Origin of the sequence: Pseudaquabacterium rugosum (genome assembly GCF_038066575.1) — a bacterium.
GTDB lineage: Bacteria > Pseudomonadota > Gammaproteobacteria > Burkholderiales > Burkholderiaceae_C > Pseudaquabacterium > Pseudaquabacterium rugosum.
On sequence record NZ_JBBUTF010000004.1, the window covers coordinates 255,931 to 280,869 of the forward strand.

Annotated in this window: 18 protein-coding genes; 7 read left to right on the forward strand and 11 right to left on the reverse strand. The window is 72.3% G+C overall.

Going from position 1 to position 24,939, the window contains the following annotated elements; translation table 11 throughout:
• Nucleotides 1-123 precede the first annotated feature (123 nt).
• From AACH11_RS05430 to AACH11_RS05445, 4 genes are all read right to left on the reverse strand, one after another.
• Nucleotides 124-2,349 carry a prolyl oligopeptidase family serine peptidase gene (locus AACH11_RS05430; RefSeq protein WP_341373179.1) on the reverse strand — a complete coding sequence of 742 codons (2,226 nt, stop codon included), beginning with the start codon at nt 2,347-2,349 and terminating at the stop codon, nt 124-126.
• Nucleotides 2,350-2,412: 63 nt separating this feature from the next.
• Nucleotides 2,413-2,973: a YaeQ family protein gene (locus AACH11_RS05435; protein WP_341373180.1), complete on the reverse strand. Its 561-nt coding sequence runs from the start codon at nt 2,971-2,973 to the stop codon at nt 2,413-2,415.
• Nucleotides 2,974-3,130: 157 nt separating this feature from the next.
• Nucleotides 3,131-4,015 (reverse strand): segregation and condensation protein A, encoded by an 885-nt coding sequence (locus AACH11_RS05440; protein ID WP_341373181.1) that lies wholly within the window; start codon nt 4,013-4,015, stop codon nt 3,131-3,133.
• Nucleotides 4,016-4,062: 47 nt separating this feature from the next.
• The gene (locus tag AACH11_RS05445) at nt 4,063-4,272 is read right to left on the reverse strand and encodes a DUF3460 family protein (RefSeq protein ID WP_341373182.1); all 210 of its coding nucleotides are present in this window, start codon (nt 4,270-4,272) and stop codon (nt 4,063-4,065) included.
• A gap of 126 nt (nt 4,273-4,398) precedes the next feature.
• On the opposite strand from AACH11_RS05445, the gene AACH11_RS05450 reads away from it, so the two are divergent.
• Nucleotides 4,399-5,406 carry a CYTH domain-containing protein gene (locus tag AACH11_RS05450; RefSeq protein WP_341373183.1) on the forward strand — a complete coding sequence of 336 codons (1,008 nt, stop codon included), beginning with the start codon at nt 4,399-4,401 and terminating at the stop codon, nt 5,404-5,406.
• Nucleotides 5,407-5,418: 12 nt separating this feature from the next.
• Here the strand turns inward: AACH11_RS05450 and AACH11_RS05455 are convergent, their stop codons facing one another.
• The 3 genes from AACH11_RS05455 to metG form a co-directional block, all read right to left on the reverse strand.
• On the reverse strand, nt 5,419-6,006 hold the full coding sequence (locus AACH11_RS05455; protein ID WP_341373184.1) for a hypothetical protein: 588 nt from the start codon (nt 6,004-6,006) through the stop codon (nt 5,419-5,421).
• 107 nt (nt 6,007-6,113) lie between these two features.
• Nucleotides 6,114-7,862, reverse strand: coding sequence for a SulP family inorganic anion transporter (locus AACH11_RS05460; RefSeq protein ID WP_341373185.1), 1,749 nt, complete (start codon nt 7,860-7,862; stop codon nt 6,114-6,116).
• Nucleotides 7,863-8,059: 197 nt separating this feature from the next.
• The gene (gene metG / locus AACH11_RS05465; protein ID WP_341373186.1) at nt 8,060-10,213 is read right to left on the reverse strand and encodes a methionine--tRNA ligase; all 2,154 of its coding nucleotides are present in this window, start codon (nt 10,211-10,213) and stop codon (nt 8,060-8,062) included.
• Between the two features lie 180 nt (nt 10,214-10,393).
• Between metG and apbC the strand changes: the two genes are divergently transcribed.
• Both apbC and AACH11_RS05475 read left to right on the forward strand, forming a co-directional pair.
• Entirely contained in the window at nt 10,394-11,491 is a 1,098-nt protein-coding gene (gene apbC, locus AACH11_RS05470) for an iron-sulfur cluster carrier protein ApbC (RefSeq protein ID WP_341373187.1), read from the forward strand.
• Between the two features lie 149 nt (nt 11,492-11,640).
• Nucleotides 11,641-12,699 (forward strand): SGNH/GDSL hydrolase family protein, encoded by a 1,059-nt coding sequence (locus tag AACH11_RS05475; protein ID WP_341373188.1) that lies wholly within the window; start codon nt 11,641-11,643, stop codon nt 12,697-12,699.
• A 48-nt stretch (nt 12,700-12,747) separates the two neighbouring features.
• Here the strand turns inward: AACH11_RS05475 and AACH11_RS05480 are convergent, their stop codons facing one another.
• The 4 genes from AACH11_RS05480 to AACH11_RS05495 all read right to left on the reverse strand — a co-directional run bounded on the left by AACH11_RS05480 (nt 12,748) and on the right by AACH11_RS05495 (nt 19,537).
• Entirely contained in the window at nt 12,748-13,761 is a 1,014-nt protein-coding gene (locus AACH11_RS05480) for a recombination-associated protein RdgC (RefSeq protein ID WP_341373189.1), read from the reverse strand.
• 589 nt (nt 13,762-14,350) lie between these two features.
• Nucleotides 14,351-15,916, reverse strand: coding sequence for an alkyl hydroperoxide reductase subunit F (gene ahpF / locus AACH11_RS05485; RefSeq protein WP_341373190.1), 1,566 nt, complete (start codon nt 15,914-15,916; stop codon nt 14,351-14,353).
• A gap of 296 nt (nt 15,917-16,212) precedes the next feature.
• The gene (gene ahpC, locus AACH11_RS05490; protein WP_341373191.1) at nt 16,213-16,788 is read right to left on the reverse strand and encodes an alkyl hydroperoxide reductase subunit C; all 576 of its coding nucleotides are present in this window, start codon (nt 16,786-16,788) and stop codon (nt 16,213-16,215) included.
• Between the two features lie 91 nt (nt 16,789-16,879).
• Nucleotides 16,880-19,537 carry a DEAD/DEAH box helicase gene (locus tag AACH11_RS05495; protein ID WP_341373192.1) on the reverse strand — a complete coding sequence of 886 codons (2,658 nt, stop codon included), beginning with the start codon at nt 19,535-19,537 and terminating at the stop codon, nt 16,880-16,882.
• Nucleotides 19,538-19,690: 153 nt separating this feature from the next.
• Between AACH11_RS05495 and AACH11_RS05500 the strand changes: the two genes are divergently transcribed.
• From AACH11_RS05500 to AACH11_RS05515, 4 genes are all read left to right on the forward strand, one after another.
• Nucleotides 19,691-20,398: a riboflavin synthase subunit alpha gene (locus AACH11_RS05500; protein ID WP_341373193.1), complete on the forward strand. Its 708-nt coding sequence runs from the start codon at nt 19,691-19,693 to the stop codon at nt 20,396-20,398.
• A 51-nt stretch (nt 20,399-20,449) separates the two neighbouring features.
• Entirely contained in the window at nt 20,450-21,202 is a 753-nt protein-coding gene (locus AACH11_RS05505; protein ID WP_341373194.1) for an SDR family NAD(P)-dependent oxidoreductase, read from the forward strand.
• Between the two features lie 133 nt (nt 21,203-21,335).
• Nucleotides 21,336-22,739 (forward strand): response regulator c-di-GMP phosphodiesterase, NosR family, encoded by a 1,404-nt coding sequence (gene nosR / locus AACH11_RS05510; RefSeq protein ID WP_341373195.1) that lies wholly within the window; start codon nt 21,336-21,338, stop codon nt 22,737-22,739.
• Nucleotides 22,740-22,794: 55 nt separating this feature from the next.
• Nucleotides 22,795-24,939, forward strand: coding sequence for a PAS domain S-box protein (locus tag AACH11_RS05515; protein ID WP_341373196.1), 2,145 nt, complete (start codon nt 22,795-22,797; stop codon nt 24,937-24,939).

Consider the following 24,939-nt stretch of genomic DNA (forward strand, 5'->3'; position numbering starts at 1 on the left):
CTTTGATCCAGAGCCCCTGACACCTGTTCGCATGATGTCGCTATGGTAGCGAGTCGGCGTCAGAGGCCCGTCGAGGTCGGGTGACCGCCGGTACGGCGGCCTGAGGGGCTGCGGCCGGAGGGCTCAGGGCCATGGCGTGGCCGCGGCGCGCGGGTCCAGGGCCCGCCACAGGAAGCTGAACTCCAGCGCCATCACGTCGGCCTTCTGGCCGTTGTCGGCCGCGCCGCCATGGCCACCCTCGATGTTCTCCCAGTACAGCACGCGGTGGCCCTGGGCGAGCAGACGGGCGGCCTGCTTGCGCGCGTGGCCCGGGTGGACCCGGTCATCGCGTGTGCTGGTGGTCAGCAGCACCGGCGGCAGGCGGAGGGCGCGGTGTGGCGACGGCACATCGGCCAGACGCGCACCCTGAGGGTCCTCGGCCGGCGGTGCGGCCAGGCCCGGGGCCGCGGGCACGTTGTGATAGGGGCTGTAGCGGCGCAACCAGTCCCAGTGGGCGTCCTGGTCGGGGTCGCCGTACTCGGCCATCCAGCTGGCGCCGGCCAGCAGGCGGTGGTAGCGCCGCATGTCGAGCAGCGGCACCTGGCAGACCACGGCGCCCAGCAGCTCGGGCCGCTGCAGCATCACCGCGCCGACCAGCAGCCCGCCGTTGCTGCCACCCTGGATGCCGAGCTGCGCCGGCGTGGTGATGCCGCGCGCGATCAGGTCCTCGGCCACGGCGGCCAGATCCTCGTGGCTGCGGTGCTTGCCGGCGAGGATGGCGGCCTGGTGCCAGGCCGGGCCGTACTCGCCGCCGCCGCGCAGATTGGCCACCACGGCCACGCCGCCGCGCGCCAGCCAGGCGGCGCCCCAGCCGGCCGCGTACCAGGGCTGCAAGGAGACCTCGAAGCCGCCGTAGGCGTAGAGCAGGGTCGGGCGGGGGCCGTCGATCGTTGCTTCGGCTTCGGCGCCGGCGTTGACCGCACCGTCGACCGCCGTGTCCGGTCTCAGCACGTAGTACGGTACCTGCGTGCCATCGGCCGAGCGGGCGAAGCACTGCTCGGCCCGCACGGTGGCCGGATCGAAGAAGCGCGGGCGCTGCTTGAGCGGCTGGTGCGCGTCGTTGCCGGTGTGGGCCAGCAGCAGGCTGTCGGGCGTCAGGAAGTCGGTGTAGTGCAGCAGGTAGTGCTCGGCCAGCGCATCGTCGGCCACCCAGGGATCGTGCAGCGGCTGGGCCGACAGCGTGCCGGGGCCGGGGGCGTCGATGGTGCGGGTCTGCCAGGCCGTGCCGTCATGGTGGACGGCCCGCAGCTGGCCACTGACGTGCACCAGGCATTCCAGCAGCAGCACCTCGCGCGTGGTCGACCAGCCGGCCAGCGACAGGCCCGGCTGCGGCGTGAACAGCGCCTGCCAGTGCACGGCGTCGGCCGCCCGGCCTGCGCGGGCGGCGGCCAGCACCGCATCGGCCTCGGCCACCAGCAGGCTGCCGCCGGGCCAGGGCGGCGTGGCGTCCGGTGCGCCCGGTGCGCACCAGTCGCTGCGCAGCGACAGCAGCAGCCAGCGGCCCCAGAAGGCCGGCGTGGCGTCCTCGGGCAGCGGCAGCAGCAGCGGTGAGCCGTCGGCCTGCCGCAGCCAGACGCGGTGGCGCCAGAAGTCCAGGCTGCGCCAGAAGGTGGTGCGCTCGAAGCCGGGCGTGTCGTCGACCGCGACCGAGGCCGAGACATCCTGCGCCGCGCCCTCGAAGACCACCGGCGCATCGGCCAGCGGTGTGCCGCGCGCCCAGCGCCGCAGCTGGCGTGGATAGCCGCTGTCGGTCAGGCTGCCGGCGCCGGTGTCGGTGCCGACCCAGATCGCGTCGGGGCCGTCCCAGCAGACATCGGTCTTGGCCTCGGGCAGGCTGAAGCCGCCGTCGACGAAGCGGCGCTCGACGAGGTCGAACTCGCGCACCACGGTGGCATCGGCGCCACCGCGCGACAGGCTCAGCAGCGCACGCCGGTACTGCGGGCCCTGCAGCCGCGCGCCGGCCCAGACCCAGTTCTCGCCCTCGGCCGCGGCCAGCGCGTCGAGGTCCAGCAGCAGGTCCCAGTCGGGCTGCGGCCGGCGGTACTGCTCGAGCGTGGTGCGGCGCCACAGGCCGCGTGGATGGTCGGCGTCCTTCCACAGGTTGTAGAGGAAGTCGCCGCGGCGGCGCACGTCAGGGATGCGCTCACGGCTGTCGAGGATGGCGCGCAACGCGTCGCGGGTGCCGGCGAAGCCCGGCTCGGCCTCCAGCGTGGCGCGGGTCAGGGCATTGCGATCGCGCACCCAGTCGAGTGCGCGGTCGCCCTGCACGTCCTCCAGCCAGGCCCAGGGATCGTCGGTCGAGGTGTCCATGGTCGCGCTCCTGTCGCGGGCGGTCGGTGAGGGCGCGATTCTGGCCCGATCACCGCGCCTGCGTCAGGCGCCGCCCTGCCACAGGGCCTGCGGCTGGATCTCGATCGTGCCGGCGGCGTCGCTGACATACAGCAGGCCGTCCTGGATCGAGATCTGCAGCTGCATCGAGCGGGTGCAGCGGGCGGCCAGGGCCTGGGCCTGATCGGCCGGGATCTGCCAGACGGCCAGGTTGCGCAGCCGGGTGACCTTGTTGGCCATCCCCTGCCACCAGACCGGCGTGCTGCTGGCGTAGGCGTAGATGCTGACCCGGTCGGCCTTGGCGCAGGCCTTGGCCAGACGGCGGTCGTCGGGATGGCCGACCTCGACCCAGTGCACGATCTGGTCCGACAGGTCCTTGTGCCAGAGGTCGGGTTCGTCGGCGTCGGACAGGCCGCGGGCGGACTGCAGCGTGCCGTTGAGGTCGTCGGCCGGCACGTTCAGCGCGTAGGCCAGCACCCGCATCATCAGGCGCTCCTCGGTCTCGCTGGGGTGCAGGGCCAGGGTCAGGTTGTGCTCACCGTAGACATGGCGGTCCATGTCGGAGAGCTGCAAGGTGGCCTTGTGGATGGTGGACTTGAGCGCCATGGCGGTGGGGAAATACGGTCTTGCGGAGCCCGGGCGTCGCCGGGCGAACCGGCCACTGTGCCACAAGCCGGTGGCATCGGCACTCCGCCGGCCGCATCGGACCGCCGCCGGCGGCATCGGCATCCCGCCGCCGGGGCGGCGGCCCGACCGCAGCGTCTCAGTCGGCCTGCACCCAGGTCGACCGGACGTAGATCGGCGCGAAGGCCTCGGCCTGGGTGATCTCCAGCATGCGCTCGCGCGCCAGCTCCAGCATGGCGATGAAGGTCACCACCATCACCGGCGTGCCGCGGCGCACGTCGAACAGGTCCTGGAACTCGACGAAGCGCTGGCCCTGCAGGCGGCGCAGCACGATGGACATGTGCTCGCGCACGCTCAGCTGCTCGCGGCTGATGCGGTGGTGCTGGTTGAGCTTGGCGCGGCGCAGGATGTCGGTCCAGGCGGCGCGCAGGTCGTCCATGTGGACGTCCGGAAAGCGCGGGTTCAGGCTCTGCTCGATGTGGACCTGGGCGCGCAGGAAATCGCGGCCGATCACCGGCACCTCGTCGAGCCGGGCGGCGGCCAGCTTCATCTGCTCGTACTCGAGCAGGCGGCGCACCAGCTCGGCGCGTGGATCCTCGGCCTCGGCGCCGTCATCGGTCTTCTCGCGCGGCAGCAGCATGCGCGACTTGATCTCGATGAGCATGGCCGCCATCAGCAGGTACTCGCTGGCGAGCTCCAGATTGCGCTGGCGGATCTCCTCGACATAGGTCAGGTACTGGCGCGTGACGCTGGCCAGCGGGATGTCGAGGATGTTGAAGTTCTGCTTGCGGATCAGGTAGAGCAGCAGGTCCAGCGGGCCCTGGAAGGCGTCGAGAAAGACCTCCAGCGCATCGGGCGGGATGTAGAGGTCGGTCGGCAGCTGGAACAGCGGCTCGCCGTACAGGCGCGCGAGCGCGACCTGGTCGATCGGCAGCGTGAGGCCTGCGACCTCGGCCGGGGCCGCGGGCAGCAGCGCAGCCTCCGGCAGCGGGCCGGGCGGCAGGTCGGGCGCGTCGTCGTTCATCCGGGCGGCGGCAGGCGGCCGCGGGCGCGCGAACGCCCGCGCGTCCGTCAGCCCTTCTTCGGGCGCGAGAAGTAGACGTAGGGCGACTGGGCCACGCGGGCCGCCTGGAAGTCGGCCTGGGCCTGGGCGTCCTGGGGCTTGTCCCACAGCAGGCCGCGGCCGGCGCGTTGCTCGGCTTCCAGCGTCGGCTTCTTGGCCTTCAGCTCGTTGATGAACTGGGTGGCTTCCGATTGGTAGTGCTTCCAGAAGAGCGGCATGGCGCGGCAGAGCAGGTGGGTGGATCGGCGAAACCCGTGATTGTAGGCGGCGGGGCGCGGGGTGGTCCGGTCCGGCGGCGGCTGCGCGGGCTCGGGGCGGCCGCGCCGGTGGCACCATCGCGGCCCATGAGCATCGAACTGGAACTGAAATTCCGCCTGCCGGCCGGCGCGCTCGAGCGCGTGCGCGCCGCGCTGCAGGCCGGCGATCTGGCCGGCGCCTGCGGGCCCGCGGCCGTGCTGCGGCTGGCAGCCTGTTATCTGGACACGGCCGACCGGGCGCTGGCCCGCGCCCGTGCCGCGCTGCGCGTGCGGTTGGAGGGCGAGGTCTGGGTGCAGACGCTGAAGGCCGAGGGCGCGCTGCCGCTGGAGCGGCTGGAGCACGAGGTGCGGCTGGACGCGCCGGCCGACGGCCCGGTGCCGGCGGTCGATCCGGCCCGCCATGACGGCCATCCGGCCGGAGCGCGGCTGCGGGCGGTCCTCGGCGGTGGGGCCGCGGCCGGCGGTGCGGCGGCGCTGCCACCGCTGCGCGAGCGCTACCGCACCGATGTGCGGCGCACCCTGCGCACGCTGCGTCACCAGGGCGCGACGATCGAGCTGGCGCTCGACGAGGGCTGGCTGAGCGCGGCCGACGGCCAGCGCCGTGCGCCGATCGAGGAACTGGAGTTCGAGCTCAAGGACGGGCCGGTGGCGGCACTGCTCGACCTGTGTGCGCAGTGGGCCGAGGCCCACGGCCTGTGGCTGGACGTGCGCAGCAAGAGCGAGCGCGGCCATCTGCTGGCCGAGGGCCTGGCCCACAGTCCGCCACCGGCGCTGCCGGCCGCCGGCGCACCGCTGGCGGCCTGGCTGCGGCCGCTGCTGGCCTGCGCCAGCGTGCTGGCCGACGGGGCCGCCGCCGGTCACCACGCGGTCTGGGCCCAGGCCTGGATCACGGCCGCCCAGGGGCCGGCGGTCGACGCGCTGCAGCCGTTGCGCGCCGCGCTTGAATCCGTGTCCTCCGTGCCCGGGGTCGCGACCGAGATCGCGCCCGCGGCCGCCGCCGATCCGTCGACCCTGGCCCGGGCCCTGCGTGCGCCGCAGGTGCAGCGGGCCTGGCTGGCGCTGCTGGGCGCGGCTGCGGCCCGCACGCCGGACTGAGCCGGCCGTCGGTCAGAACCCGGCGACGATGCCCAGGCGCAGGTTGCGCACCCAGTGCGAGACCGTGCCCTTGCCGCCACCCGGCAGCTTGGCGTCCTTGTCGCGGGCATGGCCGGCCCAGGCGTCGACGGTGAAGGCCAGGCGGTCCGAGGCTTCCATGTGGACGCCGCCGTACAGGCCGGTCAGCTCGGCATTGCGCCAGATCGTGGTCAGGCCGCCGTACTCGACGCCGACGTGCGGGCGCAGCCACGGCGCCTGCGGCAGCACCGGATCGAAGCGCTTGCGCACGCGCAGCAGGGCCAGCACGCCGTCGGTGTCGTCCCCGCGGTGCACGTTGCCGTAGCCCAGCGAGGCGCCGACGGCGAAGCCGTTGCCCACGTCGTGGTCCCAGGCCAGCGCGCGGTAACGGCTGTCGTCGCTGGACAGGCCGGCCGGCGAGATCTGCAGCGCCAGCTCGTTGCCGGCGGCCGCGGCCGGCAGCACGGTGGCGGCGCCGAGCGTGGCCAGCAGCAGCGGCAGGGCCAGGCGGCGGACGCGGCGCGACCGGGGCCGGCCTGCGCTGGCGGTCGGAAGGTTCAGGGTCAGGGGACGGTTCGTCATCGCGGGTCCAGGGTGTGTGGTGGGATGGGGGCGGTGCGGGGCGGCACCGGGCAGACCCGGATTGTCACCATCCGCGCGGTGTGGGTGGTCTGCGTGGTGCGCGCCGCCTAGTGCCCGTGCGGGAGATCGGCCGCCGGCAGCGGCATCGACGCCGCCTCCCGCAGCGTGGCCGCGATGTGTGCGGCGCCCAGCCGCTGCGCGAAGCCCGAGCGGTGGATCAGCCCCAGCGGCTGCTCCGGCACCTCGGCCAGGCACAGCGCGATGCCGCGCCGGCGCAGCGTGGCATGCAGCTGCTCCAGCGCGTCCAGGCCGGTGGTGTCGATCGAGATCAGCCGGCCCAGGTCCAGCACCAGGCGACGCGTGTCGGCCGGCAGCCGTGCCGGCACCGGCTCCAGCTTGTCGACGGCGCCGAAGAACAGGCTGCCGTGCAGCTGCAGCGCGACCGTGCCGGGCGGCAGCGCGGCCGCGTCCACCGGCGCGACCGGCCGCACCGTGAACAGCTGGCCCATGCGCCAGATGAAGAAGCCGCAGGCCATCAGCAGGCCGACCTCGACCGCCACCGTGAGGTCGAACACCACCGTCAGCACGAAGGTGCCCAGCAGCGTCGCGCGATAGGGCAGCATGAAGTGGCGCAGGCGCGCGAACTCGCGCCATTCGCCCATGTTCCAGGCCACGAACAGCAGGATGCCGGCGAGCGCGGCCAGGGGCACGCCCATGGCCAGCGGCGCGGCCACCAGCACGACGGCCAGCAGCGTCAGCGCGTGCACGATGCCGGCGACGGGGCTGCCGGCGCCCGCGCGCACGTTGGTGACGGTGCGCGCGATGGTGCCGGTGGCCGGGATGCCGCCGAACACCGGCACCACCATGTTGGCCACCCCCTGGGCCATCAGCTCCTGGTTCGGGTCGTGGCGCGGGGCGTCGGGCCGCAGGTTGTCGGCCACGCGCGCGCACAGCAGGCTCTCGATGGCGCCCAGCAGCGCGATCGTCACCGTCGGCATCAGCAGCTGCTTGGCCGAGGCCCAGCTGAAATCGGGCAGATCGGGGCGCGGCAGGGTCTGCGGGATGCCGCCGAACTTCGAGCCGATGGTCTCCACCGGCAGGGCCAGCGCGCGCGCGGCCAGCGTGGCCGCCACCAGCGCCACGATGGTGCCCGGCACATGGGCCGCGAGCCGGCGCGCGTGGTCGTGCCAGCGCAGCGGATGGGCGGGCATGGCATAGCTCTTCGGCCACAGCACGACCAGCGCCAGACAGGCCAGGCCGAGCGCCAGCGCGGCCGGGTTGATCTGGCCGAGGTGGCTGGCGATGACGCCGATCTGGGCGAAGAAGTCCGCCGGCATGCGCGCCACCGGCAGGCCCAGCAGGTCCTTGAGCTGGCTCAGCCCGATCAGCACCGCGATGCCGTTGGTGAAGCCGATGACGATGGACACCGGGATGTGGCGCACCAGCGCGCCCAGCTTCAGCGCGCCCATCGCGAACAGCAGCACACCGGCCAGCGCGGTGGCGATCAGCAGATTGGTCAGCCCGTGCTGCTCGACGATGCCGTAGACGATGACGATGAAGGCACCGGCCGGCCCGCCGATCTGCACCGAGGAGCCGCCGAGGGCGGCGATCAGCAGCCCGGCGACGATGGCGGTGATCAGGCCCTGCTCGGGCTTGACGCCCGAGGCGATGGCGAAGGCCATGGCCAGCGGCAGGGCGACGATGCCGACGGTCAGGCCGGCGCCGATGTCGGCGCCCAGGCGCCGGCGGTCATAGCCGCGCAGGTCGTCGAGCAGGCGGGGGCGGAAGGGGTGCAAGGGCCGGCGGCGTGGCGCGGCGGGCCCGGTCGGGGCGGGCGGGGTACGGGGCAGGGACACGGCGGGCGGGGCTCCGGGGCGCGGGCCGTTCAGGCCACCGGATGGCGGCCGCGGCAGCGGTCCGTGCGCCTCGCAAGTCTCGCACCGGCCGTGGTCCCGGTCAGGCCGGGCCGACCCGGCCGCCGCGGCCGCCCGTGCGGGGATTGATGCGGGTCAATCCCGGCGCAGTGCCCACCGGCCGTGCGGGCCGGCTGGCCTCAGCGCACCCGCATGCCGGGCAGCGCACCGGCGTGGGGCTCGAGGATGAAGACGCCCGGGTGCGCGCCCTCGTCGACATGGCTGGCGGCCAGCACCATGCCCTGGCTGACGCCGAACTTCATGGTGCGCGGCGCCAGGTTGGCCACCATCACCGTGTGCTTGCCCACCAGCACCGACGGATCGGGGTAGGCCGCGCGGATGCCCGAGAACACGTTGCGCGGCTCGGGCTCGCCCACGTCCAGCGTCAGGCGCAGCAGCTTGGTGCTGCCCTCGACGAACTCGGCGTTCAGGATCCGGGCGATGCGCAGGTCGACGGCGGTGAAGGCGTCGATGCCGATCTCGGCGGCCAGCGGCTCGCCGCCGGGGGCGTTCGGGTCGGCCACCGGCGCGGAGGCCTTGGCCTTCTTGCCGGATTTGCCGGCGTTGCCCTCGGCCTTGCCGGCCGCGCCCTTGGCGGCGGTGGCGTCGGCGGCAGCGGCCGGGGCCGCGCCTTCCGGCGGCGCCAGCAGGGCCTCGACCTTGACCGGGTCCACGCGCTGCATCAGGTGCTGGTAGGCGGCGATGCGGTGGGCGCCGAGCGCGCGCTGCGCATCGGCGAACTGCAGCGGCTCGACCTGCAGGAAGGCCTCCACGTCGGTGGCCAGTTTCGGCAGGATGGGCTTGAGGTAGATGGTCAGCAGGCGGAAGGCCTCGATGCAGACCGAGCACACCTCGTGCAGCACGGCGTCGGCGCCTTCCTTCTTGGCCAGCTCCCAGGGCTTGTTCTGGTCGACGTACTCGTTGACCTTGTCGGCCAGCGCCATGATCTCGCGCAGCGCGCGGCCGAACTCGCGGGCGTCGTACAGGCCCTGGATCTCGCCGGCCTGGGCGCGCAGCGCGTCCAGCAGCGTGCGGCCCTCGACGCCGAGCTCGGCCGACAGCAGGCCGCCGAAGCGCTTGGTGAGGAAGCCGGCGGCGCGGCTGGCGATGTTGATGTACTTGCCCACCAGGTCCGAGTTGACGCGGGTGATGAAGTCCTCGGGGTTGAAGTCCAGATCCTCGACCCGGGCGTTGAGCTTGGCGCAGAGGTAGTAACGCAGCCACTCAGGGTTCAGGCCGAGCTCCAGGTACTTCAGCGGCGAGATGCCGGTGCCGCGGCTCTTGCTCATCTTCTCGCCGCTGACCGTCAGGTGGCCGTGGACGTGGACGTTCGTCGGCACCTTGCGGCCCGAGAACTTCAGCATCGCCGGCCAGAACAGCGTGTGGAAGGTGACGATGTCCTTGCCGATGAAGTGCACCTGCTCGCGCTCGGGGTCGGCCAGGTAGGCGTCCAGGTCTTCACCGCGCTTGGCCAGGTGGGCGGCCAGCGAGGCGAGGTAGCCCACCGGCGCGTCCAGCCAGACGTAGAAGTACTTGCCCGGCGCATCGGGGATCTCGATGCCGAAGTAGGGCGCGTCGCGGCTGATGTCCCAGTCGCCGAGATTGACCTTGCCGGCCTCGTCGCGGGTGAACCACTCCTTGACCTTGTTGGCCACCTCGGGCTGCAGCTTGCCGTCCTGCGTCCAGTTCTCCAGGAACTCGACGCAGCGCGGGTCGGACAGCTTGAAGAAGTAGTGCTCGCTGGTGCGCAGCACCGGCGTGGCGCCGCTGAGCGCCGAATACGGGCTCTTCAGCTCGGTGGGCTGGTAGACCGCGCCGCAGACCTCGCAGTTGTCGCCGTACTGGTCCTTGGCCGCGCACTTCGGGCACTCGCCCTTGATGAAGCGGTCGGGCAGGAACATGCCCTTGTCGGGATCGAAGAACTGCTCGATCGTGCGCACCTCGATCAGGCCGGCGGCCTTGAGCGCGCGGTAGATGCCCTGCGCCAGCACATGGTTCTCGGACGCGTCGGTCGAGTGCCAGTGGTCGAAGGCGATGTGGAAGCCGTTGAGGTAGGGCGGACGGCCCGCGGCGATGCCGGCGACGAACTGCTGCGGCGTGATGCCGGCCTTCTCGGCGGCGATCATGATCGGCGCGCCGTGGGCATCGTCCGCGCAGACGAAGTCGACCTGCGCGCCCTGCATCCGCTGCGCCCGCACCCAGGTGTCGGCCTGGATGTATTCCATGATGTGGCCGATGTGGAAGGCGCCGTTGGCATACGGCAGGGCGGTCGTGACGAAGAGCTTGCGGGGCATGGCGGGCCGTCGGCTGGGAAAACGGCGGATTCTAGGTGGCCCCTGTCCGGTCCGGCCGGTGGCGTGGCCGCCGGCGGTCAGCCCCGTGGGGCGCAGGGTCGGGCCGGTCGGCGGTGCGGGGGCTCCGATAGACTCGCGCCCCAGCCATCCGCCCATCTTTTTCTCCCGATTCCGCCCGCCATGTCCCAAGTGACCGAAGCCGCGCTGCTGCAGGCGCTCCAGACCGTCGTCGATCCGCTGACCGGTCGTGATCCGGTCACCGCCCGCCAGGTGAAGCACCTGCGCGTGGCCTCCGGCGGTGATGTCAGCTTCGACGTCGAGCTCGGCTATCCGGCCGCCAGCCAGGTCCCGGCCCTGCGCCGGGCGCTGATCGATGCGGCGCGCCAGGTGCCGGGCGTGACCAACGTCAGCGTCAACGTGACGATGAAGATCGTCGCCCACGCCGTGCAGCGCGGCGTGCAGTTGCTGCCCGGCGTCAAGAACATCATCGCCGTGGCCTCGGGCAAGGGCGGCGTCGGCAAGAGCACGACCGCCGTCAACCTGGCGCTGGCCCTGGCCGCCGAGGGCGCCGCCGTCGGCGTGCTGGACGCCGACATCTACGGCCCCAGCCAGCCGATGATGCTGGGCATCTCCGGCCGGCCCGAGAGCCTGGACGGCCAGACCATGGAGCCGATGCGCGGCCACGGCCTGCAGGTGGCCTCGATCGGTTTCCTGATCGACCCCGACCAGCCGATGATCTGGCGCGGCCCGATGGCCACCCAGGCGCTCGACCAGCTGCTGCGCCAGACCCGCTGGCAGGACCTCGACTACCTGATCGTCGACATGCCGCCGGGCACCGGCGACATCCAGCTGTCCTTGAGCCAGCGCGTGCCGATCACCGGCGCGGTCATCGTCACCACGCCGCAGGACATCGCGCTGCTCGACGCGAAGAAGGGCCTGGCCATGTTCGAGAAGGTGGGCGTGCCCATCCTCGGCGTGGTCGAGAACATGGCCGTCTACTGCTGCCCGAACTGCGGCCACACCGAGCACATCTTCGGTGCCGACGGTGGCAAGACGATGGCGCAGCAAAGCGGTCTGGACTACCTCGGCGCGCTGCCGCTGAACATGTCGATCCGCATGCAGGCCGACAGCGGCACGCCGACCGTCGTGGCCGAGCCCGACGGCGAGATCGCCGGCATCTACACCTCGGTCGCGCGCCAGATCGCGCTGAAGATCGCCGACAAGGCCAAGGACTTCAGCGGCAAGTTCCCCACGATCGTCGTCAGCAAGTCGACCTGAGGTCGCGCGGCCGCCCCCCTTGAACGGGAGGCGGGAAAACCCGCTCCTTCATCCGTGTGGCGGTCACCGTCGGACGCGGCAGCTCCTATGCTCACGGGTTGATGGCACGGCGGTGCTTCGCCGCGCCCCAACCCCTGAAGGGAGCTTCCATGGATCGCATCGGATCGGGCCTGCGCACCGCGCTGCTGGCCGCCTCGCTGGGCCTGTCGGCCGCCGGCGCCCAGGCCTATTCGGCCGTCTACGCCTTCGGCGACAGCCTGAGCGACAACGGCAACCTCTATGCCGCGACCAGCGCCCTGGCCTCCTTGTCGCTGTTGCCGCAGGCGCTGCCGCAATCGGCCGACTACTGGAACGGCCGCTTCTCCAACGGCCCGGTGGCCGTCGAGGTGCTGGCCGGCGAGCTCGGCGTGCCGCTGCTGGACATGGCCTACGGCGGCGCGACCACCGCGCTGACGCCCAGCTATCCCACGCCGCTGGGCAGCTTCAACACCGGCGTATCGGCGCAGGTGAGCGGCTATCTGGGCGTGACGAGCGGGGTGGCCGATGCCAGCGGCCTGTACGTGGTCTGGGCCGGCGCCAACGACCTGCGCGACGCCTTCGCCGGCCTGGCCGACCCGACGTTGACGCTGGCCCAGCTGCAGACCCAGCTGTCGACGGCCTCGTCCACCGTCATCGGCAACCTGGTCTCGTCGGTGACCACGCTGTATGCCGCCGGCGCGCGTGATTTCCTGCTGCCGACGCTGCCGGACTTCGGCCTGACGCCCGAAGGGCAGGCGGCGCAGTCGCTGATCCCGACCTCGGTGTTCTCGCTGTCCGATTTCTCGACCACCTTCGATGCCCAGCTGACGCTGACCTACCAGGCCCTGGAGCTCGCGCTGCCCGGCGCCACGCTGACGGTGTTCGACACGCTGGCCATCCAGCGCGCCGTCTACGCCGATCCGGCCGCCTACGGCATCGGTGACGTGGACACGCCGTGCTTCAGCGGCTATGTGGGCGTGGCCGGCGCGCAGTGCGCGGCCGGCTTCGCCACCGACGCCATGTTCTGGGACAAGGTGCACCCGAGTGCGGTGACGCACGAGGTGCTGGGCGAGGCGATGGCCGCCGAGCTGATGGCTTCGGCCGTGCCCGAGCCGTCGGCCCTGCTGTCGATGGCCGCCGGTGTGCTGCTGCTGATCGGCGTCTCGGCACGCCGCCAACGCCGCAGCTGAGCGGCTCGCCAGCGGCCCGCGCCGGACAGCCCGGGCCGCTCCAGGCGCTCAGCTCGCGCTTTCCCAGGGCGGCAGGTCGTCCGTCGTGCCGGCCGTCACCGGCGCGGCCGCTGGCGTCGCGGCGGGTGCGCCCGCGGGCCCGCCCGTCACGTCGTCACGCGGGGGATTGAGCAGCGACTGCTCGCCGCCCAGCGCGTCGAGCAGGTCGCCGATCAGCGGCGCGAGCTCGCCGGTGGCGATCGCCGCATCGGCATCGAAGCTCTCGCCCTTCTTGACCGGCCGGCCTTCGAACACGCCGTCGAGGAAGGCCAGCTTCTTGATCTGCAGGCCTTCGGTGAGCGTGAAGCTGACGCGGTCGGACCAGGTCAGCGCCAGCCGGGTCGGGCGCTTGCCGGCCTGGATGTGCTCGCGGATCTCGTCGATGTCGAGCAGGTGGCGGGTGTAGCGCACGGTCGGCTTCTCGCCGTCGGCGGCCTTGAGCTCGCAGTCGCGGTCGACGGTGAAGCCTTGCGGCGCTTCGCCGGAGACCAGCCAGTCGGCCATGGCGGTGGCCGGCGACAGGGCGGTGTTGACGGCGTGGGCGGCGAAGCCGGGCAGGGCCTGGGTGAGCAGGGTCAGCACCTCGTCGGCATAACCCTGGCTGCCGGCGTCCAGCGCCAGCAGGCGCTCGGTGGGGGCGATCCAGACGCCGATGACGGCGGTCTTGGTGAAGGCCATGGGCAGCAGCTCGTGCAGGGCCTGCTCCTTGAGCTCCTTGCTGTGCTTCTTGCCGGGTTTGCGGCCGGTCTCGGTCTCGATCTTCTGGGCCAGCTCGCCGACGCGGCGGTTGACGACGGAGCCGGGGACGACCTTGCGTTCGATCTGCAGGCGCAGCAGCCACTGGCCGTCGACGGACTCGATCAGCGGGGCGTGGGCCTCACCGCGGGGTTCGATCCAGCCGGCGGACTGTTGCTGGGTGGCGCCACACTCGACGAAGCGGGCAGCCTGCAGGCGTTCGTCGATCTCGGGCAGGTCGGCTTGCCATTCGGGGACGATGCGGTACAGCAGCAGGTTCTTGAACATGGACGCGGTGCGGGACTCGCTCTTGCGGAAAAGGCGGGGATGGTAGCGGGTCGGGGGCGTGGCCGATCCTGGGTGATGGGTTGCTTCGTTGCTTCGTTGCTTCGTTGCTGCGTTGCGGGGGAAGGGTTGCGCGTGCCGGGGCGGTGGTCCAGGGGCCTTTGCTCCATGTCCCCCGGATGGCCCGGCGGGCCATCCTCCTCCTTGACTTGCGCAAAGGCCCCTGGACCACCGCCCCGGCTGCCACCGGCAGGGCGTGCGGCGAAGCGGTCGCCGCATGCGGGTGCCAGAGCGCTGACGGCCGGGGACGCCGGCTGGGCGGATCGCGCAGGTCAAGGAGGAGGGCGGCCAGCGGCCGCCCGGGGGACACGGAGCGATCCGCCCAGCCGGTGGCCCCGGCCCGCTCGGTCGCCGCAAGCCCCGAGCCCCGAGCCCCGAGCCCCGAGCACCAAGCCCAAGGACGTGCGTCGCACACCGCGTCATCGCGAAACGACAACGGCCACCGCGGGCACGTTCCATCACGAACGCACCCACGGCAGCCGCCGTGACCGGGCCGCGCCAAGACGGCGCCCCGGACCGCCCGGATGATCGATCAGACCGCCGGGTTGCGGATCAGGTGATCGAAGGCCGACAGCGCCGCCTTCGCACCCTCACCGGTGGCGATGATGATCTGCTTGTAGGGCACCGTCGTCGCGTCACCCGCACCGAAGATGCCCGGCACGCTGGTGTGGCACTTGGCATCGACCACGATCTCGCCGAACTTGCTCAGCTCCACCGTGCCCTTCAGGAACTCGGTGTTCGGCACCAGACCGATCTGCACGAACACGCCCGCCAGATCCAGCGTGTGCTCCGCACCACCGACACGGTCCTTGTACTTCAGCCCCGTCATCTTCTGGCCGTCGCCCAGCACCTCGGTCGTCTGCGCATTGACGTGGATGGTCACGTTCGGCAGCGACTTCAGCTTGTCCACCAGCACCTGGTCGGCCTTGAGCTGGTCCGCGAATTCCAGCAGCGTCACCGACCTGACCACACCGGCCAGATCGATCGCCGCCTCGACGCCGGAGTTGCCGCCACCCACCACGGCCACGTCCTTGCCCTTGAACAGCGGACCGTCGCAGTGCGGGCAGTAGGCCACGCCCTTGGTCTTGTACTGCTGCTCGCCCGGCACGTTCATGTTGCGCCAGCGCGCACCCGTGGCCGCGATGACCGTGCGGCCCTTCAACACCGCGCCGTTCTCCAGCGTGACGGTGGCATGACCGCCGACCTGCGCCGCCGGCTCCACCTTGGCCACACGCTGCAGCGTGATCACGTCGACACCGTAATGCCGCACATGCGCCTCCAGCGCGGCAGCGAACTTCGGCCCTTCGGTCTCCAGCACCGAGATGAAGTTCTCGATGCCGAGCGTGTCCATGGTCTGGCCACCGAAGCGCTCGGCCACGATGCCGGTGCGGATGCCCTTGCGGGCCGCGTACACGGCCGCCGCCGCGCCGGCCGGGCCGCCGCCGATGATCAGCACCTCGTAGGGCGCCTTCTCGCTGAGTTGCGCGGCCTCGCGCTTCGCGGCACCGGTGTCGATCCTGGCCAGGATCTCCTTGAGCTCGACGCGGCCGCTGGTGAAGTCGCCACCGTTGAGCTCGGTCTTGGGCACGGCCATGATCTGGCGGCGCTCGACCTCCTCCTGGAACAGACCGCCGTCGATCGCCACGTGGCGGATGCGCGGGTTGAGCACCGCCATCAGGTTCAGCGCCTGCACCACGTCCGGGCAGTTGTGGCAGGTCAGGCTCATCCAGGTCGTGAAGGCGAAGTCGCCGTCGAGCGACTGGATCTGCTCGACCACCTCGGGCTCGACCTTGGGCGGGTGGCCACCGGCCCACAGCAGCGCCAGCAGCAGCGAGGTGAACTCGTGGCCCATCGGCAGGGCGGCGAAGTGCACGCCCATGTCGGCGCCGACGCGGGTGATCTGGAAGCTGGGCCTGCGCTCGAACGTGCCGTCGAAGCGGGCGCTGATCTTGGCCGGCGCGATGGCGGCGATCTCGGTGACCAGCTCGCGGATGTCGGCCGCGCCCTGGGAATCGTCCAGGCTGGCGACCAGCTCGATCGGCTGGGAGATGCGCTCGAAGTAACCAGCCAGTTGCTGGGTGGTGGCAGCGTCCAACATGGCGTGCGTCCTTTCGTCGTCGGGGGTGTCTTCAACAGGCGGGCAGGGTCATCCGGGCCCTGTTGAAAACCCCCGCGGCAGGTGCGCGCCTGCAGGGACTTTCAACCGGGCCGGAGCCGGTGGGGGGCAGGGGCAGGCCATGGGCCTGCCCGGTGCGTCATCGTCACGTGCGTGGCGACAAGGCGAGTGGGAACCGTCGCGAGCAGCCCGAGGTGAGGCGCGAAGCGCGCAGCCGTACTCCCGTACGGCGAGCACTGCAGGCCTCAGATCGGGTTGCGCAGCAGGTTCACGCCGCCTTAGATCTTGCCGACCAGATCCAGGCTCGGCGCCAGGGTCTTGGCGCCTTCCTTCCACTTGGCCGGGCAGACCTGGCCGGGGTTGGCGGCGGTGTACTGGGCGGCCTTCAGCTTGCGCAGGGTCTCCGACACGTCACGGGCGATCTCGTTCGAGTGGACTTCCGCGGTCTTGATCACGCCGTCCGGGTTGATCACGAAGGTGCCGCGTAGCGACAGGCCTTCTTCCGGGATGTGCACGCCGAAGGCGTTGGTCAGGGTGTGGGTCGGGTCGCCGACCAGCGGGAACTTGGCCTTGCCGACGGCCGGCGAGGTCTCGTGCCACACCTTGTGCGAGAAGTGGGTGTCGGTGGTGACGATGTAGACCTCGGCACCGGCGGCCTGGAAGGCAGCGTAGTTGTCGGCGGCGTCCTCGATCTCGGTCGGGCAGTTGAAGGTGAAGGCCGCCGGCATGAAGATCAGGACCGACCACTTGCCCTTCAGGCTCTCGTCGGTCACGGTGACGAACTCACCCTTGCCAGCACGGTTGACGAAGGCTTCGGTCTTGAACGGTTGGACCTGGGTGTTGATCAGCGACATCGGAAAGCTCCTTGCAGCGGTTGAGGAAGTTGGTACGGGATGGATGTTAGGCCCGCCCGAGGATTGTGTGTGTTGATTGAATAAATCTGGGTCATTGGCCTGGGCTATCGGATTCGTCATCGTCCTGACCGATCGGTGACAGCGGGGCCAGCAGCCCGGCCACCTCCTCGGCGCCGAAGAAGGCCAGGCGGTGGCGGCCGGCTTCGGTGGCCACGCTGGCCAGGGCGGCCTTGCGTTGCTGCAGCGCGTGCATGCGCTCCTCGATCGAGCCGGCGGCCACCAGGCGGGCGACCCACACCGGGCGCGTCTGGCCGATGCGGTGGGCGCGGGCGGCGGCCTGGGCCTCGACCGCCGGGTTCCACCAGGGATCGAGCAGGATCACGGTGTCGGCCGCCGTCAGGTTCAGCCCGGTGCCGCCGGCCTTCAGGCTGGCCAGCAGCACGGTGGCCTCGCCGCGCTGGAAGCGCTCGACGAGGGCGCCGCGGTGGGCGGTCGGGGTGTCGCCGGTCAGGCTGAGGCGCGTCAGGCCGAGCGCGTCGAGCTCCGGTTCGAGCAGGCCCAGCCAGCGCCGGAACTGCGAGAACAGCACGATGCGCCGGCCCTCGGCCGCCAGCGTCGGCAGCGTGGCGCGCAGCCAGTCGAGCTTGGCGCTGTGGCCGGCGGGCAGGGGCTGTGCCGGATCGACCGCGGCCTCGGGCTGCAGCAGGCGCGGGTCGCAGCACTGCTGGCGCAGGCGCAGCAGCACCTCCAGCACGGCGAAGCGTGCGGCCTGCCAGCCCATGCGGTCGATCAGCTCGCGCACGCGCTTCTCGCAACCCAGGCGCAGGGCCTCGTAGCGGGCGTGCTGGGCGCCGGTCAGGGGCAGGGCGATGCGCTGCTCGGTCAGCGGTGGCAGGTCGCGTGCGACCTCGTCGCGCTGGCGGCGCAGGATGAAGGGCCGCACGCGCAGCGCCAGCAGCCGGGCGCGCTGCAGGTCGCCGTCGCGCTCGATCGGTGTGCGCCAGTGCTTCTGGAAGGCGCGTGCCTCGCCGAGCAGCCCGGGCAGCAGGAAATGGAACTGCGACCACAGCTCGCCCAGGTGGTTCTCCACCGGCGTGCCGGTCAGGCTCAGGCGGTGGCGGGTGTCGAGGCGGCGGGCGGCCGCGGCCGTGCGGCTGCCGGCGTTCTTGACCATCTGCGCCTCGTCGAGCACCAGCAGATGCCAGCGCTGGCCCTGCAGCGCCAGCACGTCGCGCCACAGCCGCGGGTAGCTGGTGATGACCAGCTCGTGCTGGCCGATCGCGCGCAGCTGGGTGGCGCGGCCGGCCGCCCCGCCGCCGCCGTCGAGCACCAGCACCCGCAGCGTCGGCGCGATGCGCGCGGCCTCGGCCGCCCAGTGCGCGAGCAGCGAGGCCGGCACCACCACCAGCGCCGGCAGATCCAGCCGGCCGGCCAGTTGCTCGATGCGCAGATGGGCCAGCGTCTGGGCGGTCTTGCCCAGGCCCATGTCGTCGGCCAGGATGCCGGCCAGGCCGAGCGCGCGCAGGCCCTGCAGCCAGGCCAGGCCCTGGCGCTGGTAGGGGCGCAGCGTGACGCCCAGGCCGGCGGGCTGAGGGGGCGTGTCGGCACCGTCCGGCACGGGCCGGCCGGGGGCGGAGGTGTCGGGGACGGGGATGTCGGGGACGGGTGTGTCGGCCCGGGCCAGCAGCGCCTGCTGGGACGCGATGGCCGCGGCCAGCGCCGGCAGATCGGCCTCGCCGCGGCCCTGCCAGGCGCGCCAGGCCGACGGATGGCCGGCATCGGGCGGCTCGCCACGGCGCAGCGCCTGGGCCATCTGTCGCTGCAGTTGCTGCAGCCGCAGCACGTCGTGGCGGGGCAGGGCCAGTGTGCGTTCGCGGGCGCGGGCATCGCTTTCCTGCAGCAGATCGAGCAGGGCGCCGCAGATGGCCTTCAGCGGGCCGGCCGGCGCCAGGATGCGGCGGCCGCCCGGCGCGCGCAGGCGCACGGTGGTGCTGTCGGACAGCGCGTCGAGTTCGTCCGGGCGGGTCCAGCGGCGCTCGCGGCGGATCAGCTCGGACAGCATCGGCACCAGGTCCAGCGTCTCGCCCGCGACGACCACGCCCAGGCCCAGCAGCCAGCTCTCGAGCGCGCGCTGGCGGCCGGCGGCGGCGGCCAGCGGGCCGCCGCCGTGCACGGTCGCGGCCGCCTGTGCCGCGGCCTGCAGCCGGGCGTCGTCCGGGGCGGTCAGCAGCAGGCGCCAGTCGTCGACCGGCTGCGGCGCGTGGGCATGGCCGGGATGCACGCACAGCGCATGGCCGGCCGCCGTCCAGGCCGGCAGGGCCGTGTCCCACAGCGCGCCGTGGTCCTCCTCGCGCGGCAGCGTCCACAGCGTGCGGGCGGCCCATTCGGCCGGCGGCGGGCCGCGCCACTGCAGGGCGGACGCGGGCAGCGGATGCAGGCCCTGGGCCTGCAGCCAGTCCGTGGCGGCCGTGGCCGGCCCGCCGTTGGCCGCCTGTGGCGCCAGCCAGGCCACGCTCAGCGGGACCGCGCGGGCGCCGATCACCGGCCGGCGCTGCCCTGGCGGCACCGGGCCGCAGGGGCGCAGGCCGAGCAGGCCGTCGCCACGGTCGAGGGTGCGCAGGTGCAGGGCCGGCCAGCCGGCGCCGGCCCGGGCGTCGAGACCCGGCGCATCGGCCGCTGCGGTGTCGTCGGCCGGGCGGTGGTCGCGGGGGCTGCGCAAGGCAGGGGCGTCGGGCGCGGGGCGGTCCATGGTGGCGCCGGATTGTCGTCGGCGCGGCCGGGCCCGACAGTCGTGGGAGGTGGGGCCCTGCCGCCGCCGCGGCGTGCCGGCGGGCTGTTACGCTTCCGGCCTTCCGTCCTTTCCGGTGGCCGTGCATGTGCGCGGCGCCGACGCTTTCGCACCATGTTCACCGGCATCGTCCAGGGCGTGGCCGAGGTCGTGCAACTGCATGACCGGCCCGGCCTGCGCAGCATCGAGCTGCAGTTTCCCCCCGGCTTCGACCAGGATCTGGCCATCGGCGCCAGCGTGGCCAGCGACGGCGTGTGCCTGACCGTCACCGAGCGCCCGGCACCCGGCCGCGCCCGTTTCGACATCATGCAGCAGACGCTGTCGCTGACGACGCTGGGCGCGCTCACCGTCGGCAGCCGCCTGAACGTCGAGCGCGCGGCGGCCGAGGGCGCCGAGGTCGGCGGCCATGTGCTCAGCGGCCATGTCGACTGCGTGGCCACGCTGCTGTCGGTGCGCCAGCCCGAGCACAACCACGTGCTGCGCATCCGCGTGCCCGAGAGCCACCGCGACTACCTCTTCGCCCGCGGCTATGTCGCCATCAACGGCGCCAGCCTGACCATCGCCGAGGTCGACGCCGCCGCCGGCTGCTTCGAGGTCTGGCTGATCCCCGAGACGCTGCGCATGACCACCTTCGGCGACAAGGCCGCCGGTGCCGCGCTCAACCTCGAGATCGAGCGCAGCACCCAGGTGCTGGTCGACACCGTGCGGCGTGAGCTCGACCGCCGGCTCGGCGCCTGGCTGCCGGCGCTGCAGTCCTGGGCGGCCGAGCGCGGCCTGGCGCTGCCCGGCGGGGCGCCCGGGCCGGACCGGACCGGCGGCTGAGGCGAGCGCCCCTTGTCGATGGCCGCCCCTCGTCCGAACCCTGCCGTGCCGATGGCCCCGTCGCGTCCGCGCGACCGGGTCGTGCTGGTGACCGGCGGCAGCCGCGGCATCGGTCTGGCCTGTGCCCGCGCCTTCGCCCTGACCGGGGCGCGGGTGGCCATCGCCGGCCGCGATCCGGCCCATCTGCATGCCGCGGTCGACCGCCTGCGCGGCGAGGGCCTGCACGTGCTGCCCTTGATGGCGGATCTCGCCCGCTCCGATCAGGCCCTGCAGATGGCCGCCAGCCTGGTCGCCCAGCTCGGCGTGGCGGACGTGGTGGTCAATGCCATGGGGGGCAGCGGGCCGGTGCACGTCGAGGCCGGCGAGCAGCCGCTGGACTGGTGGGATGCGATGCAGGCCCGGCTGCTGCCGGCGATGCAGGCGCTGCAGGCCCTGCTGCCCGGCATGCGGTCGCGCGGTCGCGGCGTGGTCGTCAACCTGGCCGCGGCGCTCGCCCCGGGGGCGGCGGCGCGCGCCATCGACCGCGGCGCCACCGGTCTCGCGGCCGTCGGCACGCTCCCCGTCGGCCCGGGCCGGGTGATGCCGGGGCCCGAGGCCAGTGCGGCCGATGCGCTGGCTCAGGCCGGCGCCGCGCTGGCCAGCCGCGTGGCGGCCGACGGCCTGCGCATCAACACGGTGCTGACACCGGTCCTGACCGGCCCGCCCGACGAGGCGGCGGCCCGGCGGGTGGCCGACTGCGTGCTGTTCCTGGCCGGCCCCGGGGCCGCGGCCGTCAACGGCGCGACCATCGCCGCCGGCGCCTGAGCGATCCGGGATCGCGGGCGCTCCGGCGGAGCGCCTGAGCCGCCGCCATCACCGCGCCGGCCCGCACTTCAGTCCTGGTCGCGGGCGCCGATAAGCCCCTCAGACCCGGCATCGGCGCGGGCAGGAGTCCACCATGTCGGTGACGGAGCAGACCGCCCCCGCCACAACGTCCGCTGCCCCTGAGGCGGCCCGCATGCGTCTGCTGCTGGTCGACGACGAGCCGTCGGTGCTCAACGCGCTGCGTCGCCTGTTCCGGCCACAGGGCTACGCGATCGACATCGCCAACAGCGCGGCCGAGGGGCTGACGCTGCTGCAGGAGCAGCCGGTCGACCTGGTGATCTCCGACATGCGCATGCCGGGCATGGATGGGGCGACCTTTCTCGAACAGGTGCGTCTGCTGTATCCGCAGACCGTGCGTCTGCTGCTGACCGGCTATGCCGACATCGCGTCGACCATCGCCGCGATCAACCGTGGCGAGATCCACCGCTACATCACCAAGCCCTGGGACGACCAGGACCTGCTGCTGGTCGTGCGCGAGGCGCTGCGCCGGCGCGATCTCGAAAACGAGAACACCCGCCTGCTGCAGCTGACGCAGCAGCAGAACGCGGAGCTGCAGGACCTCAACCGCACGCTCGAGCAGCGGGTGGCCTCGCGCACGGCCGAGCTCCACCAGATCAACAGCATGCTGGAGGCGGCCTACGAGGAGATGGAGGCCAACTTCACGATGGCCATCACCGTCTTCTCCGGCCTGCTGGAGATGCGCCAGGGCCGCATCGCCGGCCATGCACGGCGGGTCAGCGACATCGCCGGACGCATGGCCACGCTGCTCGGGCTCGACAGCCGCACGCGCCAGGACGTGGTGCTCGGCGCGCTGTTGCACGACATCGGCAAGCTGGGCTTCGGCGACGAGATGCTGGCCAAGCCGGTGTCCGACTACACGCCGGCCGAGATGCAGCGCTACCAGCGCCATGCGCTCGATGGCGAGGCCGCGCTGCTGTCGATGGACAAGCTGCGCGGGGCCGCGCAGATCGTGCGTCAGCATCATGAGCGACTGGACGGACGGGGCTTTCCCGACGGCCTGGCCGGCGAGCAGATCTGCATCGGCGCGCGCATCGTCGCGGCGGCCAGCGACTTCGATGGTCTGGAATCCGGCACGCTGTCCGAGAAGGCGCTGTCGGCCGATCAGGCCCGCCGCATCGTCGGCGAGGGCGTGGGGACCCGCTATGACGCGCCGACGGTACAGGCGCTGTTCGAGGCCCTGCGTCAGATCGAGAAGGATGCCAGTGCCGACGTCGAGGTCGACGTGCGCGCCCTCAAGCCCCGGATGGTGCTGGCGCGCGACCTGCAGACGCCCAAGGGCGCCATCCTGCTGCCGGCCGGCTTCAAGTTCGACGAGGCGATGATCGTGCGGGTGCACGATCTGGGTGACCGCCTGGGTGCGCGGCTGACGGTGCGCGTGCTGCTCACGTCATTCGACGACGGCGCACGGGCGCGGGCCGCCGACATCGCACGTGCCGGAGGCACCGTCACCGCCTGAGCTGTCCCGCCTGCGACCGCGCCGTGCGCGCACCGCTGTCCCCGAGAGAACACCCATGAGCGACCTGTCGATGCCCTGGAGCGTGGAAGCGCTGGCCTGCGAGATGCTGGGCGCCCTGGCCGTGCCGGCCTGGTGGCATGCACCGGGCCAGCCGCTGCACGCGAATGCCGCGCTGATGCGGCTGTGCGGCCTCGATGCCGAGAGCCTGCTGGCCACCTGTCACCTCGATCTGGTGGTTGCTCAGGACGGTGCGGCCCTGGCCGCGGCCACCCAGGAGTGTCTGGACGGCAGTGGCGAGCCCCCCGCGCAGTCGATGCGGCTGCTCACGCGCAACGGCACCGAGCGCCCGGTGGAGCTGACGCTGCGCCGCGTGCAGTTCGGGCAGCAGCGGGTGGTGCTGGTCACCTGCGTGGATCTCAGCGACTTCCAGCACGTGCAGGGCATGCTGCTGTCGATGGGCAGCATGCTGAGGCAGATCATCGACAGCGCCCCGGTCGCCGTCTACGTGATCGACCGCGAACACCGCGTCACCCACTGGAACGGTGCGTGTGAAGGTCTGACCGGGCTGAGCGCCGACGAGGTGCTGGGTTCGGCCGATCACTGGCGCGCCTTGGGCCCGCAGGCGCGGGTGATGCTGGCCGACAGCATCGTCGATGGCCGCGATCCGGTGGCGGTCGAGGCCGCGCTCGGCGGCCATGCCCAGCCGTCGTCGGTCGGACCCGGCGCCTTCGAGCAGGAGTGGCGCATGCCCTCGCCGCCGCTCAACGGTGCGGACGAGCGCTGGCTGCACATCACCGCCGTGCCGCTGCTGGACGCCAACCGGCAGGTGGCCGGTGCCATCGTCACGCTGCTCGACATCAGCCAGCGCCGCCGCACCGAGGAGCAGCTGACCCGCCGGCTCGAACAGATGGTCAGCGAACGCTCGGCCGAGCTCGCGGCCCATGCCCGGTTGATGGATGCCTTCATCGACAACGCGCCGATGGGCGTGGTCTACACGGTCAACGACCGGGTGGTGCGCGCCAATCGCCGCATGGCCGAGATCTTCGGCGCCGGCCAGGGCGCGGCGCAGCAGGGCGCGCAGGCCATCGGTTATCACGCCGACGCGGTCGACACCGAGCGCCTGCGCGAGCTGGCGCGGCCGCTGTTCGCCCGCATGGAGCCGCTGCACCAGGAGCTGTGGCTGCATGACCAGAGCGGGCGCCAGCTGTGGGTGCAGGTCAACGCCTTCCCGGTCGAATACGGTGATGAGGCCACCGGCGCCTGGTGGATGCTGCAGGACCGCACGGAGGTGCGTGCCGCACAGGAGGAGCTGCGCCACCGCTTCGACGAGCTGACCGAGACCAACCAGCGGCTGGAGCAGGCGCAGAACCAGCTGCTGCAGCAGGACAAGATGGCCTCCATCGGCCAGCTGGCCGCCGGCGTGGCCCACGAGATCAACAATCCCGTGGGCTTCGTCAGCAGCAATCTGCACACCTTGCGGCAGTACGTGGACGCGCTGCTGCAGCTGGTCGATGCCCAGGGTGCGAGCTGCGCGTCACCGCAGGATGACGGTCTGCGTGCGCGCCTGCGCGAGGTCGAGAAGGACGTCGAGCTGGATTACCTGCGCGAGGACCTGCCGCAGCTGCTCGACGAGAGCGCGGACGGCCTGACCCGGGTCAAGAAGATCGTGCAGGACCTCAAGGACTTCTCGCGTGTGGACCAGGCCGACTGGCAGCAGGCCGATCTCAATGCCGGACTGGAGAGCACGCTCAACGTCGTGCGCCACGAGGTGAAGTACAAGGCCGAGGTGGTCAAGCAGCTGCAGCCTCTGCCGCTGGTGATGTGCCTGGCCGCGCAGCTCAACCAGGTGTTCATGAACCTGATCGTCAACGCCTCGCACGCCATCGCCGACAAGGGGGTGATCACCTTGTCCAGCGGGCACCAGGACGGCTGGGTCTGGGTGCAGGTCGAGGACACGGGCTGCGGCATGAGCGAGGACGTGCGTCGGCGCATCTTCGAGCCCTTCTTCACCACCAAGGACGTCGGCAAGGGCACCGGCCTGGGCTTGTCGCTGTCGTTCTCGATCGTCAAGCGTCACGAGGGTCGCATCGAGGTGCGTTCGACGCAGGGCGTGGGCAGTGCCTTCCGTGTCTGGGTGCCGGTCGGTGGCCCGCAGGCCGCCTGCGGGCAGCCGGCGGGTGAGCCGCCGGTCTGGGCCTGA

What these genes read in the sequence shown, in the direction of transcription:
- AACH11_RS05430 (WP_341373179.1), bottom strand. Translation starts at nt 2,349, where the DNA reads ATGGACACCTCGACCGACGATCCCTGGGCCTGGCTGGAGGACGTGCAG.
- AACH11_RS05435 (WP_341373180.1), bottom strand. Translation starts at nt 2,973, where the DNA reads ATGGCGCTCAAGTCCACCATCCACAAGGCCACCTTGCAGCTCTCCGAC.
- AACH11_RS05440 (WP_341373181.1), bottom strand. Translation starts at nt 4,015, where the DNA reads ATGAACGACGACGCGCCCGACCTGCCGCCCGGCCCGCTGCCGGAGGCT.
- AACH11_RS05445 (WP_341373182.1), bottom strand. Translation starts at nt 4,272, where the DNA reads ATGCCGCTCTTCTGGAAGCACTACCAATCGGAAGCCACCCAGTTCATC.
- AACH11_RS05450 (WP_341373183.1), top strand. Translation starts at nt 4,399, where the DNA reads ATGAGCATCGAACTGGAACTGAAATTCCGCCTGCCGGCCGGCGCGCTC.
- AACH11_RS05455 (WP_341373184.1), bottom strand. Translation starts at nt 6,006, where the DNA reads ATGACGAACCGTCCCCTGACCCTGAACCTTCCGACCGCCAGCGCAGGC.
- metG (WP_341373186.1), bottom strand. Translation starts at nt 10,213, where the DNA reads ATGCCCCGCAAGCTCTTCGTCACGACCGCCCTGCCGTATGCCAACGGC.
- apbC (WP_341373187.1), top strand. Translation starts at nt 10,394, where the DNA reads ATGTCCCAAGTGACCGAAGCCGCGCTGCTGCAGGCGCTCCAGACCGTC.
- AACH11_RS05475 (WP_341373188.1), top strand. Translation starts at nt 11,641, where the DNA reads ATGGATCGCATCGGATCGGGCCTGCGCACCGCGCTGCTGGCCGCCTCG.
- AACH11_RS05480 (WP_341373189.1), bottom strand. Translation starts at nt 13,761, where the DNA reads ATGTTCAAGAACCTGCTGCTGTACCGCATCGTCCCCGAATGGCAAGCC.
- ahpF (WP_341373190.1), bottom strand. Translation starts at nt 15,916, where the DNA reads ATGTTGGACGCTGCCACCACCCAGCAACTGGCTGGTTACTTCGAGCGC.
- ahpC (WP_341373191.1), bottom strand. Translation starts at nt 16,788, where the DNA reads ATGTCGCTGATCAACACCCAGGTCCAACCGTTCAAGACCGAAGCCTTC.
- AACH11_RS05495 (WP_341373192.1), bottom strand. Translation starts at nt 19,537, where the DNA reads ATGGACCGCCCCGCGCCCGACGCCCCTGCCTTGCGCAGCCCCCGCGAC.
- AACH11_RS05500 (WP_341373193.1), top strand. Translation starts at nt 19,691, where the DNA reads ATGTTCACCGGCATCGTCCAGGGCGTGGCCGAGGTCGTGCAACTGCAT.
- AACH11_RS05505 (WP_341373194.1), top strand. Translation starts at nt 20,450, where the DNA reads ATGGCCCCGTCGCGTCCGCGCGACCGGGTCGTGCTGGTGACCGGCGGC.
- nosR (WP_341373195.1), top strand. Translation starts at nt 21,336, where the DNA reads ATGTCGGTGACGGAGCAGACCGCCCCCGCCACAACGTCCGCTGCCCCT.
- AACH11_RS05515 (WP_341373196.1), top strand. Translation starts at nt 22,795, where the DNA reads ATGAGCGACCTGTCGATGCCCTGGAGCGTGGAAGCGCTGGCCTGCGAG.